Source organism: Parapedobacter luteus, assembly GCF_900168055.1.
Taxonomy (GTDB): domain Bacteria; phylum Bacteroidota; class Bacteroidia; order Sphingobacteriales; family Sphingobacteriaceae; genus Parapedobacter; species Parapedobacter luteus.
Map to the genome: position 1 here is coordinate 237,064 of NZ_FUYS01000002.1, position 16,563 is coordinate 253,626.

Here is a 16,563-nt window from a genome sequence, read left to right on the forward strand (position 1 = left end):
AATGTGCAGGGCTTTTTTGTTGTAAATAGTGGAGTGTTGGACTTACAATAACAGCAGGTTGCAACCCCGGATGTCACTGTTATCAAAACGTCCCAACACTTCAAAGCGATCACCGGGCTGCACTTTCCCTAAATCTTTTGTAGCAATGAATGAACAGGAATATACATTGGCCAGGTCGATAACGTTTATTGCACCGGTCTGTCCCGAAGGAAGTGTATAGAAAGGGTCATTGGTATCCTTGATAACGACCTTCATCCAAGGCGGGCACCGGAATAAGCCCTGCCCGGTCGAATAGGCTTGAGACAAAAGTTCGGTCATGCCGTATTCCGAGTGGATAAGCGGTACATTAAACCCCGCACGCAGCCGCTCGTGTACTTCCTCACGAATCATTTCATGCCGTCTGCCTTTCATCCCACCGGTTTCCATGACCGTTAGTTCGGGAAAATCGATGGCATGTGTTTCTGTAAAATCCAATAGCGCATAGGTGACACCGATGAGCAGCGTTTTTGTGCCTTTGGCTTTCAATTCATGCAAAACGTCATGCAACTCATTGTGGTTATAAAGAAAATATCCACTCAACGGGTGATCGCTTTCTCGGATAAGCGCGTCCACCATATAGATGAGTGAAGAACCTTCCCGCTCGGAATATGCCGGTAAGAGCGCTAAGATGGTTAGATCCTTGGGGTTGCCATAGTGTTGGGCAAACGCCTGCCGGAAACTCCGTTCATAAATCGATACATCGGCTACATAGTGTTTGCTTTGCACACTGCCGGTAGTCCCCGAACTGCTAAAGACAATTTGCGGTTCCTGATCCACCGACATGATTTTATGGTGCTTGAAAAGCTCAATAGGCAGGAACGGGATATCTTCTACACGGCGTATCGTTTCGGGGTCCCGTTTGATCAGCGATAAGTACGCGCGATATACGGCGCAGTGCCGTGCTTGGAAAGCGAAGACACGCAGGCAAGCTTCCTCAAAAGCTTGAGCATGTCGTATGGAAAAAATATCATATGCGGACGGAATCACCATTGCTGTATTCATCGCAGCAAAGGTAGCGTTTTACACGCACCTATAGCATCCCGCCGCACACAGAAAGCACCTGTCCGTTGATATAGGAAGCCAGATCAGAGGCGAGGAATAAGCAGGCGTTGGCCACATCCTCGGTCTCCCCGGCACGTTTCAGCGGAATATTTTGTTCCCAGCCTTCCACAACTTTTGGGTCCAATACATCGGTCATTTCCGTGCGGATGAATCCGGGGGCGATGACGTTCGTACGGATATTCCGTGACCCCAGCTCTTTGGCCACCGATTTGGAAAAACCGATAATGCCTGCTTTGGAAGCCGCGTAATTGGCTTGTCCAGCGTTGCCCTGCACACCTACCACCGAGCTCATGTTGATAAATACGCCCTTCCGGTTTTTCATCATAATCCTTGAAGCAGCCTTCGTGACGTTGAATACCGATTTCAGGTTGACGTCGAGTACATCATCCCATTGCTCTTCGGTCATCCGTAGCAGGAGGCCGTCTTTTGTAATGCCTGCATTGTTGACGACGATGTCAATCGTGCCAAAATCAGCAACAATATCGTTGATAAGTTTATCCGCCTCCTCAAATTTCGAAGCGTCAGAACGATAGCCTTTTATATTAGTGCCATTTGTTTGCAACTCCCTTTCCAGTGCTTCCCCTTTTTCGACAGAAGATAGGTAAGTGAATGCCACGTTTGCCCCATGTTCGGCAAATTTTTCGGCTATCTTCCGACCAATTCCTTTGGAGGCGCCGGTAACCAAAGCGGTTTTTCCTTCAAGTAACTTCATATTTTGCTGTTGTATACCTGTCTAAGATTGGGTGCAAACATAGGTAAAATGCATGGTATTCGCGAATGTGTCCAACAAAAACTGTCGGATTCTGCGGTACTGCCGAAATTAAAATTATTGTAATAATTAAACGAAATTGTTGCCAGCGTCCAAATAATTTGTTTCCTTAGTTGTATAACAACAACAAACGATGAATGACGAGTTTTTTAAACAACTTTATCATAAACAGCAGGATATAGCCGACGTGCCGCCAAACGGTGCGATTGCCGCATGGGCATTGAGCTTGCTTGATTTGCTTTTCCCCGAACGACAGACACATCCCGACCGGACTATTGCACAAATCCGCGAGCAGTTTGCGCAGTCAGAGCGCACATTGATCGCCATATTGAACCGAACAAAAGCATGTCAGGACTGCAACAACGGGTTGGTGGTACAACAGTTTTACAGTGCGATCCCCGAATTATACCGTGTGATGTATTCCGATGCTTCAGCGATCTACGAAGGCGATCCGGCCGCGGTCAGTGAGTTTGAAGTGATTCGTACCTATCCGGGCTTTCTGGCCATTGCGCTGTATCGTGTTGCGCACACACTGATGAATTTATCGGTGCCGCTGCTTCCTCGGATACTTACAGAATATGCGCACTCACAGACCGGTATTGATATCCATCCGGCGGCAGTGATAGGTGAGTATTTCTGCATAGATCACGGCACCGGCGTTGTCATTGGCGAAACAGCGGTGATTGGAGACAAGGTAAAGATTTATCAGGGGGTCACGCTGGGTGCAATGAGCGTGGAAAAACTCCTGGCGAATACCAAGCGGCACCCGACTATCGAAGATCGGGTGATTATTTATGCCGGGGCAACGATTTTAGGCGGCGATACAGTTATCGGTCACGATAGCATCATCGGAGGTAATGTATGGCTGACGTCCAGTATACCCCCTTATTCCACGGTATACCATCAGCCCACGGTGAAAATTGTGGATTCCAAAACAACACATTGACTTTATGCGGACGTTAATCGATTGTGTAGGCAATACGCCGCTGGTGGAAATCAGCAAACTTAACCCCAATCCCGACGTTAAGCTATATGCTAAGCTTGAGGGCAATAACCCTGGGGGGAGTGTAAAAGACAGGGCAGCACTCCATATGATTCGCAGTGCGATCGAACGTGGCGATATCAAACCCGGTATGCAGTTAATTGAAGCGACCAGTGGCAATACCGGTATCGCTTTGGCCATGATCGCCCGCATTTACGGTTTGGATATCGAGTTGGTTATGCCATCAAATTCCACCAGAGAACGTACGCTCACCATGGAAGCATTCGGTGCCAAAGTGACGTTGTTGGATTCGATTGAGATTTGCAGGGATTATGCGGAAGATAAAGGTCAGCAAGCGAATTATTTTATTCTAAATCAATTTGCCAATCCGGATAATTACCTTGCTCATTACAAAACAACAGGGCCGGAGATATGGCGGGATACGCAAGGGCAAATTACCCATTTCGTCAGCGCTATGGGCACCACGGGCAGCATCATGGGCAATTCAATGTTTTTGAAAGAGCGCGATGCTACGGTACAGATTGTGGGCTGTCAGCCGACGGAAGACTCCGCTATCCCCGGCATCCGCAGGTGGCCTACTGAATACCTGCCCAAGATCTATGATCCGCAACGGGTGGACCGTGTAATGGATGTTTCGCAGGCCGAGGCAACCGAAATGGCCAGGCAACTGGCCAAGGTAGAGGGCTTGTTTGTTGGTATGAGCACTGGAGGGGCCATGGCGTGCGCTGCCCGGTTAGCGCAAGAATTGGATGAAGGACTTATCGTATTCATCGCGTGTGACCGGGGCGATCGCTATTTGTCGAGTGATTTATTCGGCTAAGAGCCGAATTTACTTTTTAGGGCGACAAGCTTCGCGGCCATATCTTCCTCTTTCCGCTGCAGATGGCGACTCGGCTTGCGCGGGTACTGGCCCCCGGACTTCTGATTTTTCGGACTTCCGGATTTTTTCTCGGCTTCCGTTTTCATCGAAAGACTGATTCGATTACGTTTTTCATCGATTTCAGTTACCGTTACCATCACTTTTTGCTGTACTTTGACCACTTCATTGGGATCTTTTATGTAACGGTTGGCTAGCTGGCTGAGGTGTACAAGGCCATCTTGGTGCACGCCGATATCTACAAAAGCGCCGAAATTCGTGATGTTCGTGACGATGCCAGGCAAACGCATTCCGATACGGAGGTCGGCAATGCTATTGACCCCTTCCGTAAAGGAGAATTGCTCGAACTGCTCCCGCGGGTCGCGCCCTGGCTTAGCCAGTTCGGCCAAAATATCGTGAAGTGTGGGCATTCCAACGCTGTCACTCACATACTTTTTTAAGTCAATTTGTTTGCGGAGCTTTTCATCGCGGAGTAAGTCTGCCACGCGACAGCCGAGATCAGTTGCCATCCGTTCAACGAGAGCATAGCGCTCTGGATGAACCGCGCTGGCATCCAGCGGGTTCTCGGCGTTCCGAATCCGGAGAAAACCGGCGGCTTGCTCAAACGCTTTCTCCCCTAAACGCGGTACACCTTTCAGTGACTCCCTGTTTTTGAAAGCACCATGCATGTTACGGTAGTTGACAATTTGCTGGGCCAATGAAGGCCCTAAACCCGAGATATATGATAAGATTTGTTTGGAAGCCGTATTTAACTCAACGCCCACTGCGTTGACGCAGCTGATCACCGTATCATCCAGCGCGGCTTGCAGCTTAGCTTGATCCACATCGTGCTGATATTGCCCTACACCAATAGACTTAGGGTCAATTTTGACGAGCTCTGCCAGGGGATCCATCAGTCTGCGGCCGATGGATACTGCGCCACGGACTGTGACGTCGTGGTCGGGGAATTCCTCGCGCGCCACCTCGGATGCCGAATAAATAGAGGCACCGCTTTCATTGACCATCACCACAGCGACTTCGGGTAGCGACAATCGGCGTACAAATTCTTCGGTTTCGCGGCCAGCCGTCCCGTTGCCGATAGCGATGGCTTGTATACGATGTTTTTCAATCAAGTAGCGAAGGGTTTTAGCCGCTTCGTCTGCTTTCGCAGCGCCATTATGCGGAAATATGGCTGTGTTTTCCAGTAATGCGCCCTGTTCATCAAGGCACACCGTTTTACATCCCGTACGGAACCCCGGGTCAATGGCCATTACCCGTCGTTGGCCCAGTGGTGCAGCAAGCAATAATTGCCGCGCGTTTTCAGCAAAAACGCGTATAGCCTCCTCGTCCGCCTGTTGACGGGTAAGCATGCGCACTTCGGTTTCCATGGAAGGCTTTAGCAACCGTTTATACCCATCGAGCATGGCCATACGTACCTGCGCACTGGCAGGTCCAGAACCTTTTATATATGCATTATCTAAAATAGGTAATACCTCGTTTTCGGAGATTTCAATGTCGAGGTAGAGCATTTCTTCTTTTTCCCCGCGGCGCATCGCAAGGATGCGGTGCGAAGGAGCTGTTTTCAATGGCTCGGCCCATTCATAGTAATCCTTGTATTTAATCGCGGCTTCTTCTTTGCCGGGCACTACCCGAGAGACAAATTGCCCTTTTTCAAGAAAAATCTGTCGGGTTTTCGCTCTGATGGACGCGTCTTCGGCGATGACCTCGGCGATAATGTCACGTGCCCCGGCAAGCGCCTCTTCCGCATCCTTTATTCCGCTATTGGATGTTACCAAAGCTTGTGCCGCCTGATTAATATCTGTACCATCCTGGGCAAGAATGAGCTGCGCAAGCGGTTCAAGGCCTTTCTCGCGGGCTACACTTGCCCGCGTTTTCCGTTTCGGTTTGTACGGAAGGTAAATATCTTCCAAATTGGCCATTGTTTCAGCCGCGAAAAGCTGGGCTTCAAGGTCCGGCGTCAATTTACCTTGGTCTGTTAAGGACTTTAAGATGACCTCCCTGCGTTTGTCCAGGTCTCGCAATTGCTGAAGCCTGTCCCGGATACCGGTGATTTGTACTTCATCGAGGCTCCCCGTTAGTTCTTTGCGGTAGCGGGAAATGAAGGGAATGGTTGCACCTTCGTCGAGAAGGGCTATTGTGGTGCTTACTTGGCGTTCGGACAAAGCAAGCTCCTTAGAAATGCGTATTTCGTGTGTCATTTAAGCGTACTGATTATCTGGGGAGGCTAAGGGGCTTGATACGCGATCGATCCCACCTATTTGTGCGTTTTCTCTCCGCTCTCTTCCACTGGCCCACTTTCCGGGGTTGAAGCAGCATTATCCGATGTTTGATAGGCGTCGCCATAGTACGGACCCTGACTGCCATAGTAGTCTGGTTCGCGCCCAGGATTGTGTTGGTAAGTGCCCGCCGGGGCAGATGGATTATTTTCGTTTAATTTTTTGGGTTCATCTTCTACTATTACGTCCTTCACCTCCAAATCTTTCTCGAAATTATTAATTTGATCGCTGATGTCACGTTTAATGCTTTCTGAGGCATCCTTAAACTCGCGTATGCCCCTGCCCAAGCCCCTCGCCAATTCAGGTAGTTTTTTGCCTCCGAACACCAACAATGCCACAAACACGATAAGCATCATTTCACTTGTTCCAATGTTCAGGAAGGCGAATATTATACTCAACATAACAATACCTTTTTTATAAGCGCTAAGGTAGGGCTAAATTTTGTGATATCCATGGATTGTATAGAAAAATTGAATCGACTGACCATCCAACGCAAAGGAGCGCAGCTCCCCGGGACAACTCATGGTCAGCAGGCCGAAAATCGTTTTATCTGCTTCCGGATGCGTTTGAGGGCTTTTATCATGTGTTTTTCGACGGTGCTTATCGATATATGCAGAGAATTGGCGATTTCCAGGTAACTCATGCCCTGATAATATTTCAACTCGAATACCCGGCGAGGTTGCAAAGGCAGCGAGGCGAGCGCACGTTCAAAAGCTTGGTTTAGCTCATTAAAATCCAACCTATCGCCTGTTGAATTTGCCGAATTAACGTGCTTGTAGTTACTGGCATAATTTTCATGGGCAATTTTCAGTTTCGTATGCTTAAATAACTTGTAGCGAATTGCAGCATGCAGGTAGGCGTTTAGGGAGGTGCGGATATCAAGGCTATGCCGCTTATGCCACAAATCCGTAAACAAATCCTGAATTAATTCTTTGGCCTCATCTTCGTTTTTGACCCGTTGATAGGTATGGTTGAATAGTGATTCCCAAAATTGGAAGTAGATTTTTTCAAAAGCTTGCTCGCTTCCCGCCTTTAACTCCTCCAGCACAACTCTTTCATTGAAATGAACGCTCATTTTGTAACCATTAATTTGCCATTTACATTCTATAAAAAAATAGCAATTTAATATTTGGTGTACTGTTGGCTAGCGATATACAAATATATGAATACCGGTTTGATTACACAAAATTTGTACTAAATTAATGTTGCTTTATTCGGGGATAACTACTGGTCAATGTAAGTTTTCCTGCCTACATTGCAGACAGGAAAACTTACGGCCTAACACCCTAAAATTACTTTTGATATAACGCGTTGAATAAGAGCTTGAATGTGCCATGCGGCTGCGCCCGATAGGTAATCTGAGGGCCATAGGCATAGAGGTAGCCTTTGCCCACAGGCGCCTTAAAGGCTGCAATGCCGTCTTCAAGGTAATTTTGCCCCCAGGCCCAGCCACTCCGTAAGGGCTTGTCCGTGGCAAACCAGGCCAGCGCTTGGATGCCCTGTAAGCTCGCTTGGGGCTTCAAACCGAAGACTGGGCTGCTGTTGAAAATCACGTCGGTGTCTTCCGACATTCCCCAAGCGGCGTCAATCTCAGGATTAACCTTTACCCGCAGCACACTCCCCGGTATATAGAATCGTTCGCCGGGGATAGGTTGTTCCTTGCCGTCGACAGTCTCAACCAACGCGTTTTTGACAGGAAGCCCCAAGTGGTAGGCGAGGGCAGTACTGCTTCCTGTTGTAAGAATGGAGCCTCCAGCCTCAAGGAACGCTTTCAGTTGCGGGATAGATTTATCTGCCGTCAAGCTGCCTACCATGTGGCGATATTCCTCCGGTAAGTCGGCAGGGTCTGGGCCTCGTCCGCCGAATCCGCGGCCTCCCGTTTCACCACGGCCAAACGGCGGGATTCCACCCTCAATAAATAGAATGACGTCGTACTTGTCTTTGAGATTGCCGCGGTCTATTTCTTGAGGGAAAATAAGGCTGAATTCGAAATGATATTGCTCGAGCATCCATCGCACCCAACCTGAAGGCATGGAGCCTCCGTAGTTGTCAAAAAGTGCTATACGTGCGGGCTTGATTTGCACCGTGTTGGTTGGTGTCCGGGAGACTGGAACAGCCTCTATTCCCAATTCGGTGGCGGCTTGCTTAAGTAGATCGGCGCCTTTGGCAGATACGTAGAAAGAACCAGCAGGCATGCCATCCGTTGCTTGCTGGATGCGGTGTACATCGATACCCGCTTTTAGCAAGTCATTGACCACGATAAATGCATTGTTTACGTTTGCACTGATAAAAAATCCCCTGCTCGAAGTGGGAACAGCTTTTGCGGGAGGTACTTCCAATACACCATGTGGGAGCCGTTCAAATGGGCCATCCACCCCGTCGAGGACGCGATCGAAGGTGACACCCATTTGGTAAGCCAATGTCCAGCCGGCAACATCATATGGACGGGTCGGAGGGCCTCCCGGATAGGCAAAATCGTTAGGGTAATCTTGCGGTTCAAACATGTCGATGATATGGGGGCGGAATGCCTGATCTGTTTTGACGATGTAAGAGCCTTTTTGATACTTTTTGCCATTCAGGGTAAAATCAGCAGTTGCTTTGTGAATGAAGATACCGTTTTTTATCAACGTGTTGATGAATTTTACTGCCGTGGGAAAATCTTTCTGGTCAGCCGGAAGTATATATGCGCGGGCGTCCCGTTTTTCTGGATTGCCAAAGACACTTTCATAATATGAAGTGGGCAGTCGGCTACTTGGCATGCGTCCGCCAAGGGATTCGGCGGTTTCGGTGGTCGCCCCGCGGGCTTTATCTGCGTCATAATTTGCCTGGATTTGATCGATATTTCTGGGCGTCAGCTGCCAATAATCTTTGCTTCCTTTTTCAATGGAATTTTTGCCCATCTTATAGATGTTATAAAGCACCTGTTCACGATGACGGGCCGCATAGTCCAAAATGGCGTAATTCAACGAAATGGAATAGTCGATGGATTGTTTGAAAAGCCATTTTTGCGGAGTGACCGGATTCGGCGTATTGTTATTGGGCACAAGCCGTTCGGGGACCAAAGGCACTTCCATGGGAGTTGGATTTCCAATGATTTCGGTCAGCAGGCCAATAATGTTATGGAAATAAGTGGTGGTGCGTAGCCCACCGTTGTACCATGTGCTGAAAGGGGAGCCTTTCATACGAGTAAAGCCAGGTTTGTCCTCCACGTTAAGCCGATTGATCATGCTGGCACCGACAGCATCAATGCCGGTCATTAGCAAGGGGTCGATGTTATAGTTAAATGGGTCCGTATACGGAGGGCCGGCGACCACGGCACCCGCGGGAGCCGATTGATGATGGTTATACATAATTTGTGGCATCCATTCCAGGAAGAGCTGCCTATTCATGTTTTCCGATTCCTTCATATTTACCATATAGAAATCGCGATTATTGTCGTGGCCGATGTATTTATGGTACAGTACGGGGATGTTCATGGCGCGCTTGGTTACGTCGTTGTTTCGCATGTACCAATTGCCAACCAGCTCGTGCCCATCCGGGTTGGCGTGTGTTAGCAGGACAATGACATCATCCAATATGCGGAGCGTTTCCTCGTCGGTCTTGCTGGTGAGTTGGTAAGCCATTTCGATCAATTGGTGTGTACCCACCATTTCCGTGGAGTGCAGGCCTCCGTCAATCCACACGATGGCCTTGCCTGTGGAAGCCAGGGTTTTGGCGTCGTCGTCGGTTAATCCCTCAGCATAAGCCAGTTTCGTTGAGATTGATTTATATTCATCCAACTTTTTCATATTCGCCGGCGACGTAATGATAAGCATGTATTGGGGACGGCCTTCTTCGGTTTTGCCGATGTCCACCAGCCGGACCCGATCGGATTCCGCTAATTTTTTAAAATAGGCTTCTGTTTGCGTGTAATTTGTTAAGCTATAATCATCCCCCATAGCGAAGCCGAAATGCGATTGAGGTGTTGGTATGGACTGGGCAAGCGCTACCGCTTGCCATAGGCATAGCAACCATAAAGAAGTGTAGTTTTTGATTCTTTTCATGTTTTGCTTATATTGAGTTTTGTATTAATTAGCACTTATACCGGCTTCCGCCAATAAAAGAAGCAAGGCATATTGAATGGCTTCGTCTCCATTTTCATCAAGCCACCATTCGTTGAGTGAGTGACCCCCGCCGCCTTTGCCACCACGCCCGATAGTTACCGCAGGGACGCCCAACGAGAGGGGTGTGTTGGCGTTCGTCGATGCAGCCGACAATGAGGGCTCTTTTCCTAAATACTTAGCCGTGGCCATGGCCCGTTGTACCAAGGGGGATTCGGGTGCAGCTGTGCCTGTCGGCCTATCGCCTATTAGTTCGATGGTTACCGCAAGATCGTTCCCTTTCTTCTTCGTTTTATTCACTTCGGCAACGCTTCCCGCCACGGCATCATGCAGTAGCCTATCAATTTCTGCCAGTTTTTCCTGACTTTCCGATCGCATATCTACAATAACCCACGACTCATAAGGTATGCTGTTGACGGACGTGCCGCCACCTGCGACGCTTACGCTGAAAGTGGTCTTAGCACCTCCCTTGTCAATGAGTTTGCGTGCCGCTTCATCCCATTGGGCCATCGCCTTAGCCATGGCAACATGGGGGTTGACAATGCCATAAGCGCCATAAGAATGACCGCCAGGACCTTGAAATGTAATGCGATAACGATGTGATCCAATCCCTTGATTGGTAATCTGGCCGATGTCGCTACCGTCTACCGCCAAATAGCTATCGATTTTTGGTCCTTTTTCAAACAAGTATTTGACGCCCCTTAGGTCGCCTTCCCCTTCTTCCCCTACCGTACCTACAAACAACACATCCCCCTGTGTACGGAGGCCGGCACCATTCATGCTTTTCAACAAAGTGAGTAATATGGCCAACCCTCTGGTGTCGTCGCCAATGCCGGGCGCATAAAGCGTATCCCCCCTGTGTTTTACCGTGACATCGGTCCCTTCAGGGAATACCGTATCCATATGTGCTTCAATGACGGTGGTTTTTTTTCGCTCGGAGCCTTTCCGGAGTGCGAGGACGTTGCCGATGCTGTCCATCCATACGGAATCAGCTCCGGCTAGTTCGAGCATGGCCTTAAACTGGTTTGCCCGATCGGCTTCCTTAAACGGGGGTGCCGGAATTTCGGTAAGGAGAATGTGATTTTGGGTCGTTTCATCATGCAACGTAGTAATCCAGTCAAACGTTTCCCTGACGGTAGCGTGGACTGCCAATGTTTTTACTTCGTCGATGTAAGTTGCGGACACTTGCGTTGCTGCCGCTGCGGAAGATGCATCCTTCGGAGGCGATTGGCAACCGCATGCAATCAGGGTAACCAAGTAGCCCCCGATTGCACGCGTTAACAAATTACTTTTCAACAGGTAAAGCATCGTTATTTGGTGGCGTATAACTGATTGAACAACCATTTAAAGGTGCCGTGCGGCTGCGCACGGAAGGTGATTTCCGGCCCAAAGGCATAAAACGTGCCCTTACCTACGGAAGCGGTGAATGCCGTGATGCCGTTTTTCAGGTAGTCTGCTCCCCATATCCAGCCGCTGAGCAATGGGTTGCTGTCGCCGTACCAAGCTAACGGCTTGATGCCTTGGTTTTTGGCGTCCTGATCCAGCCTGAATACTGGGCTGTTGCTGGACATGACATTGACGATTTCAGGCATGCCCCAACCTGCCGGATCCGTTGTGTCCGCAAAAACTTGGTGGATACTGCCGGGCGCATAATACTGTTCGCCGCGAAGCGGCCTTTCACGGCCATCGTCATCTACTTCAACCAGCGCATTCTTGACCGGTAGCCCCAAATGATAGGCCAACGCGGTGCTGCTGCCCACGGTAAACAATGTGCCTCCGGCTTCGACAAACGCTCTGAGCTGCGGGATTGACTTGTCTACGGTGATGTTACCAACCATATGGTGGTACTTTTCAGGAATATCTTCCAGGTTGGGGCCGCGTCCGCCTCGCATTCCTGCACCGCCACTTGCCGAAACCGGCGGGATGCCACCTCCGATAAATAAGATAATATCATACTTGTCGATTAAGCCGCCATTATCTATTTCTTGCGGGAAAATCAATGAAAAGTTATCGAAGTGGTATTGCTCAAGCATCCACCGAACCCAACCGGATGGCATTGAACCGCCATAATTGTCGAATAATGCGATTCGACGAGGTTTTATTGCTGTTAAGTTGCCGGGCTTTCTGTCGACAGGGATGGGCTTAATGCCCAAGGTGTCTGCTGCTTTTTGAAGAATGGGCAACCCGTTAGCGGGCACATAAAACGAGCCCGCTGGAGCGCCGTTATACGTTTCCTGGATGCGTGATACATTGATACCGGCAGCCAACAGGTTGTTTACCGCAACAAAAGCGTTGTTGACTTCCGAGCTCAGCAGGAAGCCCGCTGATGATTTTGCAACAGTCTGCGCGGGCGGCGTTTGTATTTGTCCGTAGGGGATGGCTTCAAATGGTCCATCAAATGCGTCCTGAATGCGGTCAAAGTCGATGCCGAACTGGTAGGCTAATGTCCATCCCGCAGCGTCGTAAGGGCGTATGGGGGGACCACCCGGATATGCAAAGTCATTGGGATGATCCTGGGGTTCGAACATGTCGAGTACATGCGGCCGGAATGCTTGGGCAGTTTTTACAACATAAGAACCTGCCGGATAAGATTTACCTGCTACTGTAAAGTCCGAGGTAGCTTTATGGATCAATATACCCGATTTGATTAACGCGTTTACGAATTGCACCGCACTTGGAAAATCAGCTTGATTGGCGGGTATGATGTATCCCCGCGGATCGCGCAATTCGGGGTCACTGAATACCTTATCAAAGTACGATGCTGGGATGTTATCCCGCGAGGCATAACGGGCGGATTGCTCAAGCTCCTCCGTTTGGACTTTGTTGGCAGCTTTATCGGCTTTATAAGTGCTCTCTATTTTAGCGACATAGCTCGGCTTAAGCGGCCAGTAATCGGAGTTGCCGCGTTCGATGGAATTGCGTCCCATGGCATACATATTGAAGAGCAATTCATCGCCAAAACGGCTGGCGTAATCGAGAATGGCATAATTCAGCGATACGGAATAGTCAATCGATCGCTTGAAATTCCATGCTTGTGGCGTCACCGGATTAGGGGTGCCGTTATTCGGAATAAGCCGTTCGGTTATCAATGGTACACTCGAAGGTGTCGGATCGCCGATAATTTCGGTGAGTATGCCGATGCTGTTGTGGTAGTACGGTGTGGTACGCAATCCACCATTCCACCAAGTAGAAAACACAGAACCGCTTAACCGCGTATAACCTGGCTTTTTTTCGAGATTGAGCCGATTGATCATTGCAGAAGCGACCCCGTCAATGCCGGTCATCAATAACGGATCCAATACGTAATTAAATGGATCACGGTAAGGAGGGCCGGCGACTACAGCGCCAGCCGGTGCTGATTGGTGATGGTTATAGATAATCTGTGGATTCCAATCGATATACTGCAAGCGCGAGATAATGGTGGTCTCGATCAGGTTGTTCATATAAAAATCCCGGTTATTGTCATGGCCGACATATTTGTGATAAAGTACCGGCGTGTTTTTATTTCGCTTGAGTGGGTCCTGCTGCTGCATGTACCAATTGGATACCAGTTCCTGCCCATCAGGGTTGCAATGAAAAAGCAAAATCACGACTTCGTCAAGGATTCGTAAGTTTTCCGGATCATTGCGGCTGACCAGCTGATAGAATGTCTCAAACAATTGGTGTGTGGCGACCACTTCGGTTGAGTGCAGTCCCCCATCAATCCATACAACTGGTTTTCCTGCCAAAGACAGTTCTTTGGCTTCTGCTTCTGTCATTTCCGCACGCGCGAGCTTCCGGGAAATTTCTTTGTAGGTGTCTATTTTGGCCAGATTATCCGGCGAGGATATGATAATTAAATGCATGTCCCGTCCTTCGGACGTTTTTCCGGTAAATTCCATCTTTACCCGATTGGATAAAGCCGCTATCTTTTTAAAATAAGCCTCCGATTGTGTGTAATTGGCCAGCATGTAGTCGTCACCAATAGCAAAACCAAAGTGTTCCTTTGGTGAAGGAATGTGCTGCGCGAGGACTTGCATCCCTGCCAGGATGAAGACCAATAATGAAACAGTTATACGTCTAAGCATCGATTTTTGAATTATAATAAAGTTAGTTAGTTACACATCCATTACAGATTCTTAAAACGAACCCCCGTACGGCAATCACAGGGCTCACCTCTCGACTCATCACATGCGTTATCTTGAAATTGAACCAAACGGGTGCCATCGGTCATGGTGATTGCAAACTTAAACAAAAAGTAATCGTTTGGTTCAACTGTATCTAAATCGATACCGACGATTTCTGCAAGCTCAGCAGGTGTGTGACTGAAGGTCTTAGGAAACTCGGTAACCGTCTCATATAGCATATCCGTACTTCTTATGGTGCTTGGTAGCGGGAACTGCCTGATATTGGGCCACACACCAGCCAACGATAGGGTAATGGGATAGGTGGGAGGGCTTGATTCCCGACGATTGAAACTGATGTAAACATCGATGGACTGTGCGTGGACACGCCCGTCGGCATCATAATAATCGAGTGTCCACTCAAACTCTTGTGCGGTGGCATAATCGGGGGTGGCCATGTTGAAAAAAGAGACATTGGCGGTCTGATAAGTGGGTAGCGCTGATTTTTCAATGTTGATGGTGACCTTGGGCGTGGCAGCAATTTTGAATTGTTCCCAGTCATAATCCACATCTTTGCAAGAATTGGCCGCCCATGCCGTTACGGCGATCAAACTGTATATTAATGCCTTTCTCATTGTATTCGTATTAAGGTTCTTTTTCATTTCATTTGATTTGATGACTGATTTAATCGTTCACATCCCAAAAAACTGGTGTGAATTGTTGTTTTCGCTGAAACTCATCGCGAATCGCGATGACCGTCTCATTGGACGTCAGTTCGGTTTCTGAGTAATAAAAGCGCATGGGATATTCATCCAGCGGGGCCAGCAGATCCGCTAACTCGGGTAACCCTGTGCGACGGTAATCGTTGTATGCCTCCACACCGTTGCCATATAGGGCTATCCATTTCTGCATCATCAGCAACTCCATTTTTCCAGCAGCATCGGCAGCATCGAACTGCTCGCCGATGCGGTAAACGAAGCCGTTAATGTTGGCGGGCGGTATTGTCTGGCCTCCATTGCTGGCCGATACAGCGTTGACTAATGTAAGATGAGCTTCCACGCCATCCTTCAGCAGTTGCTTCGCATCTTCGCCGGTATTCAAGGTTAGCGCCGCCTCTGCGCGGATAAACTTAACCATGAAGTTGGTGATAAGCGGCAATATGCCGGCGCCGTTACCATCACCGTTCGTAAAAAGCGCTACCTTAAATGAGTTGTTGGTCGTGCCGGACACAGCGCCATCATTATTCAAGTAGACATGCTGTTCAGTAAGTGACGGGATCGTACCATTGTCATACAAGCCGCCCGCTGGATAGATGCCTACAATCGCCCGGGTATTCAAATCGGCAGGTGATGCGGTGCCGTCTCCCGGATAACGGCCATAATAGCCTTCGCCGTTGGTTGAATTGGCCAATCCACGTCTTTCGTCCATCCGGAAAATGTAATAGCGCAGCCGGGGGTCGTCCTGTGCCTTAAGGCGGTCGATGAGGGGCATACTTACATAGCCGCCCCGGCCGGTATTGTACCAGCTGACAAACCAAGGATGGCGAGCGTTGGGAGAAACGGTCGTACCATATTGAAACGTAAAATCGTGACGATTGTCGTCAATCAGTCCGTCAGCGTCGGCAATCAAGGCTTTAATGCCCGTCTCCGCACGGACCGCATCTACAAGGCGGATTTGATTGAGCAATTTCAACTTAAGGGATTTTCCCATCCGGCTCCATTTTTCGGCCGAACCCTGGAAGAATAGATCGGCAGACGAAGTAACCGAAAATCCCTTGCCGATATCGGACAGCCCTTCATCAATCAAATCGAATAAACTATCGTATATTTTCTGGCCATTTTCGAAGGCTGGGTTGGGATAACCACCGCCGGCCTGCGAATATGGGATGTCACCCCACACATCTACCATTATGCTGTATAAGTACGCCTTTTGGAGTTTAGCAATAGCAACATAGCCCCATTCTTCCTGTTCGGTGCCCACGCTGATAATGGTTTCAAGGTCGGGGATTGTCTCGGTGTAAAATCCTGCCCAGGGGGTCGAAAATGTGTTGCCTGTTTGGCTCCATCTGTTTAGGTTGCCTGACGCCACATGCTGTGAGACCGTAGTGGCCCCACCGTTCAAACCACCTGTAGCGCTTGAACCACTGAAATGACCAACCAGTGAAAGCTGCGTCGCAGGTAGCAAAAGGTTCAATGTAGGTTCCGTAGGATTATTGGGATCATCGTTGATGTCAACGAATTTCTCGCAGGAAATGGTAAAAACACCTACCAGAGCAAGACCCAAGTAGCTGCGCAGATTTTTTAGGATATGGGAGTAATGATTTGCTTTTTTCAT

At 49.0% G+C, this 16,563-nt stretch carries 12 protein-coding genes; 2 read left to right on the plus strand and 10 right to left on the minus strand.

Going from position 1 to position 16,563, the window contains the following annotated elements; genetic code table 11:
* Positions 1–42: 42 nt before the first annotated feature.
* Positions 43–1,041, minus strand: coding sequence for a LuxE/PaaK family acyltransferase (locus tag B5X72_RS04140; RefSeq protein ID WP_245826818.1), 999 nt, complete (start codon positions 1,039–1,041; stop codon positions 43–45).
* Between the two features lie 28 nt (positions 1,042–1,069).
* Positions 1,070–1,813, minus strand: a complete 744-nt coding sequence (fabG, locus tag B5X72_RS04145) for a 3-oxoacyl-[acyl-carrier-protein] reductase (protein WP_079715580.1) — start codon at positions 1,811–1,813, stop codon at positions 1,070–1,072.
* A gap of 190 nt (positions 1,814–2,003) precedes the next feature.
* On the opposite strand from fabG, the gene epsC reads away from it, so the two are divergent.
* Both epsC and cysM read left to right on the plus strand, forming a co-directional pair.
* Positions 2,004–2,816, plus strand: coding sequence for a serine O-acetyltransferase EpsC (epsC, locus tag B5X72_RS04150; RefSeq protein ID WP_079715581.1), 813 nt, complete (start codon positions 2,004–2,006; stop codon positions 2,814–2,816).
* A 4-nt stretch (positions 2,817–2,820) separates the two neighbouring features.
* Positions 2,821–3,693, plus strand: coding sequence for a cysteine synthase CysM (cysM, locus tag B5X72_RS04155; RefSeq protein ID WP_079715582.1), 873 nt, complete (start codon positions 2,821–2,823; stop codon positions 3,691–3,693).
* Here cysM and B5X72_RS04160 read toward each other — a convergent pair.
* The 8 genes from B5X72_RS04160 to B5X72_RS04195 form a co-directional block, all read right to left on the minus strand.
* Positions 3,690–5,948, minus strand: coding sequence for a Tex family protein (locus B5X72_RS04160; RefSeq protein ID WP_079715583.1), 2,259 nt, complete (start codon positions 5,946–5,948; stop codon positions 3,690–3,692). The two genes, cysM and B5X72_RS04160, sit on opposite strands and share 4 nt — an antisense overlap.
* Positions 5,949–6,004: 56 nt before the next feature.
* Positions 6,005–6,427 carry a Sec-independent protein translocase subunit TatA/TatB gene (locus B5X72_RS04165; RefSeq protein WP_079715584.1) on the minus strand — a complete coding sequence of 141 codons (423 nt, stop codon included), beginning with the start codon at positions 6,425–6,427 and terminating at the stop codon, positions 6,005–6,007.
* Positions 6,428–6,552: 125 nt separating this feature from the next.
* A complete protein-coding gene (locus B5X72_RS04170) occupies positions 6,553–7,101 on the minus strand; it encodes an RNA polymerase sigma-70 factor (RefSeq protein WP_079715585.1) in 549 nt (182 codons plus the stop codon).
* Positions 7,102–7,318: 217 nt separating this feature from the next.
* Positions 7,319–10,069, minus strand: coding sequence for a M14 family metallopeptidase (locus B5X72_RS04175; RefSeq protein WP_079715586.1), 2,751 nt, complete (start codon positions 10,067–10,069; stop codon positions 7,319–7,321).
* Between the two features lie 24 nt (positions 10,070–10,093).
* The gene (locus B5X72_RS04180) at positions 10,094–11,410 is read right to left on the minus strand and encodes a M20/M25/M40 family metallo-hydrolase (RefSeq protein ID WP_245826819.1); all 1,317 of its coding nucleotides are present in this window, start codon (positions 11,408–11,410) and stop codon (positions 10,094–10,096) included.
* Positions 11,411–11,436: 26 nt separating this feature from the next.
* Positions 11,437–14,193 (minus strand): M14 family metallopeptidase, encoded by a 2,757-nt coding sequence (locus B5X72_RS04185; protein WP_079715588.1) that lies wholly within the window; start codon positions 14,191–14,193, stop codon positions 11,437–11,439.
* 41 nt (positions 14,194–14,234) lie between these two features.
* On the minus strand, positions 14,235–14,864 hold the full coding sequence (locus B5X72_RS04190; RefSeq protein ID WP_079715589.1) for a hypothetical protein: 630 nt from the start codon (positions 14,862–14,864) through the stop codon (positions 14,235–14,237).
* A gap of 49 nt (positions 14,865–14,913) precedes the next feature.
* Positions 14,914–16,563: a SusD/RagB family nutrient-binding outer membrane lipoprotein gene (locus tag B5X72_RS04195; protein WP_079715590.1), complete on the minus strand. Its 1,650-nt coding sequence runs from the start codon at positions 16,561–16,563 to the stop codon at positions 14,914–14,916.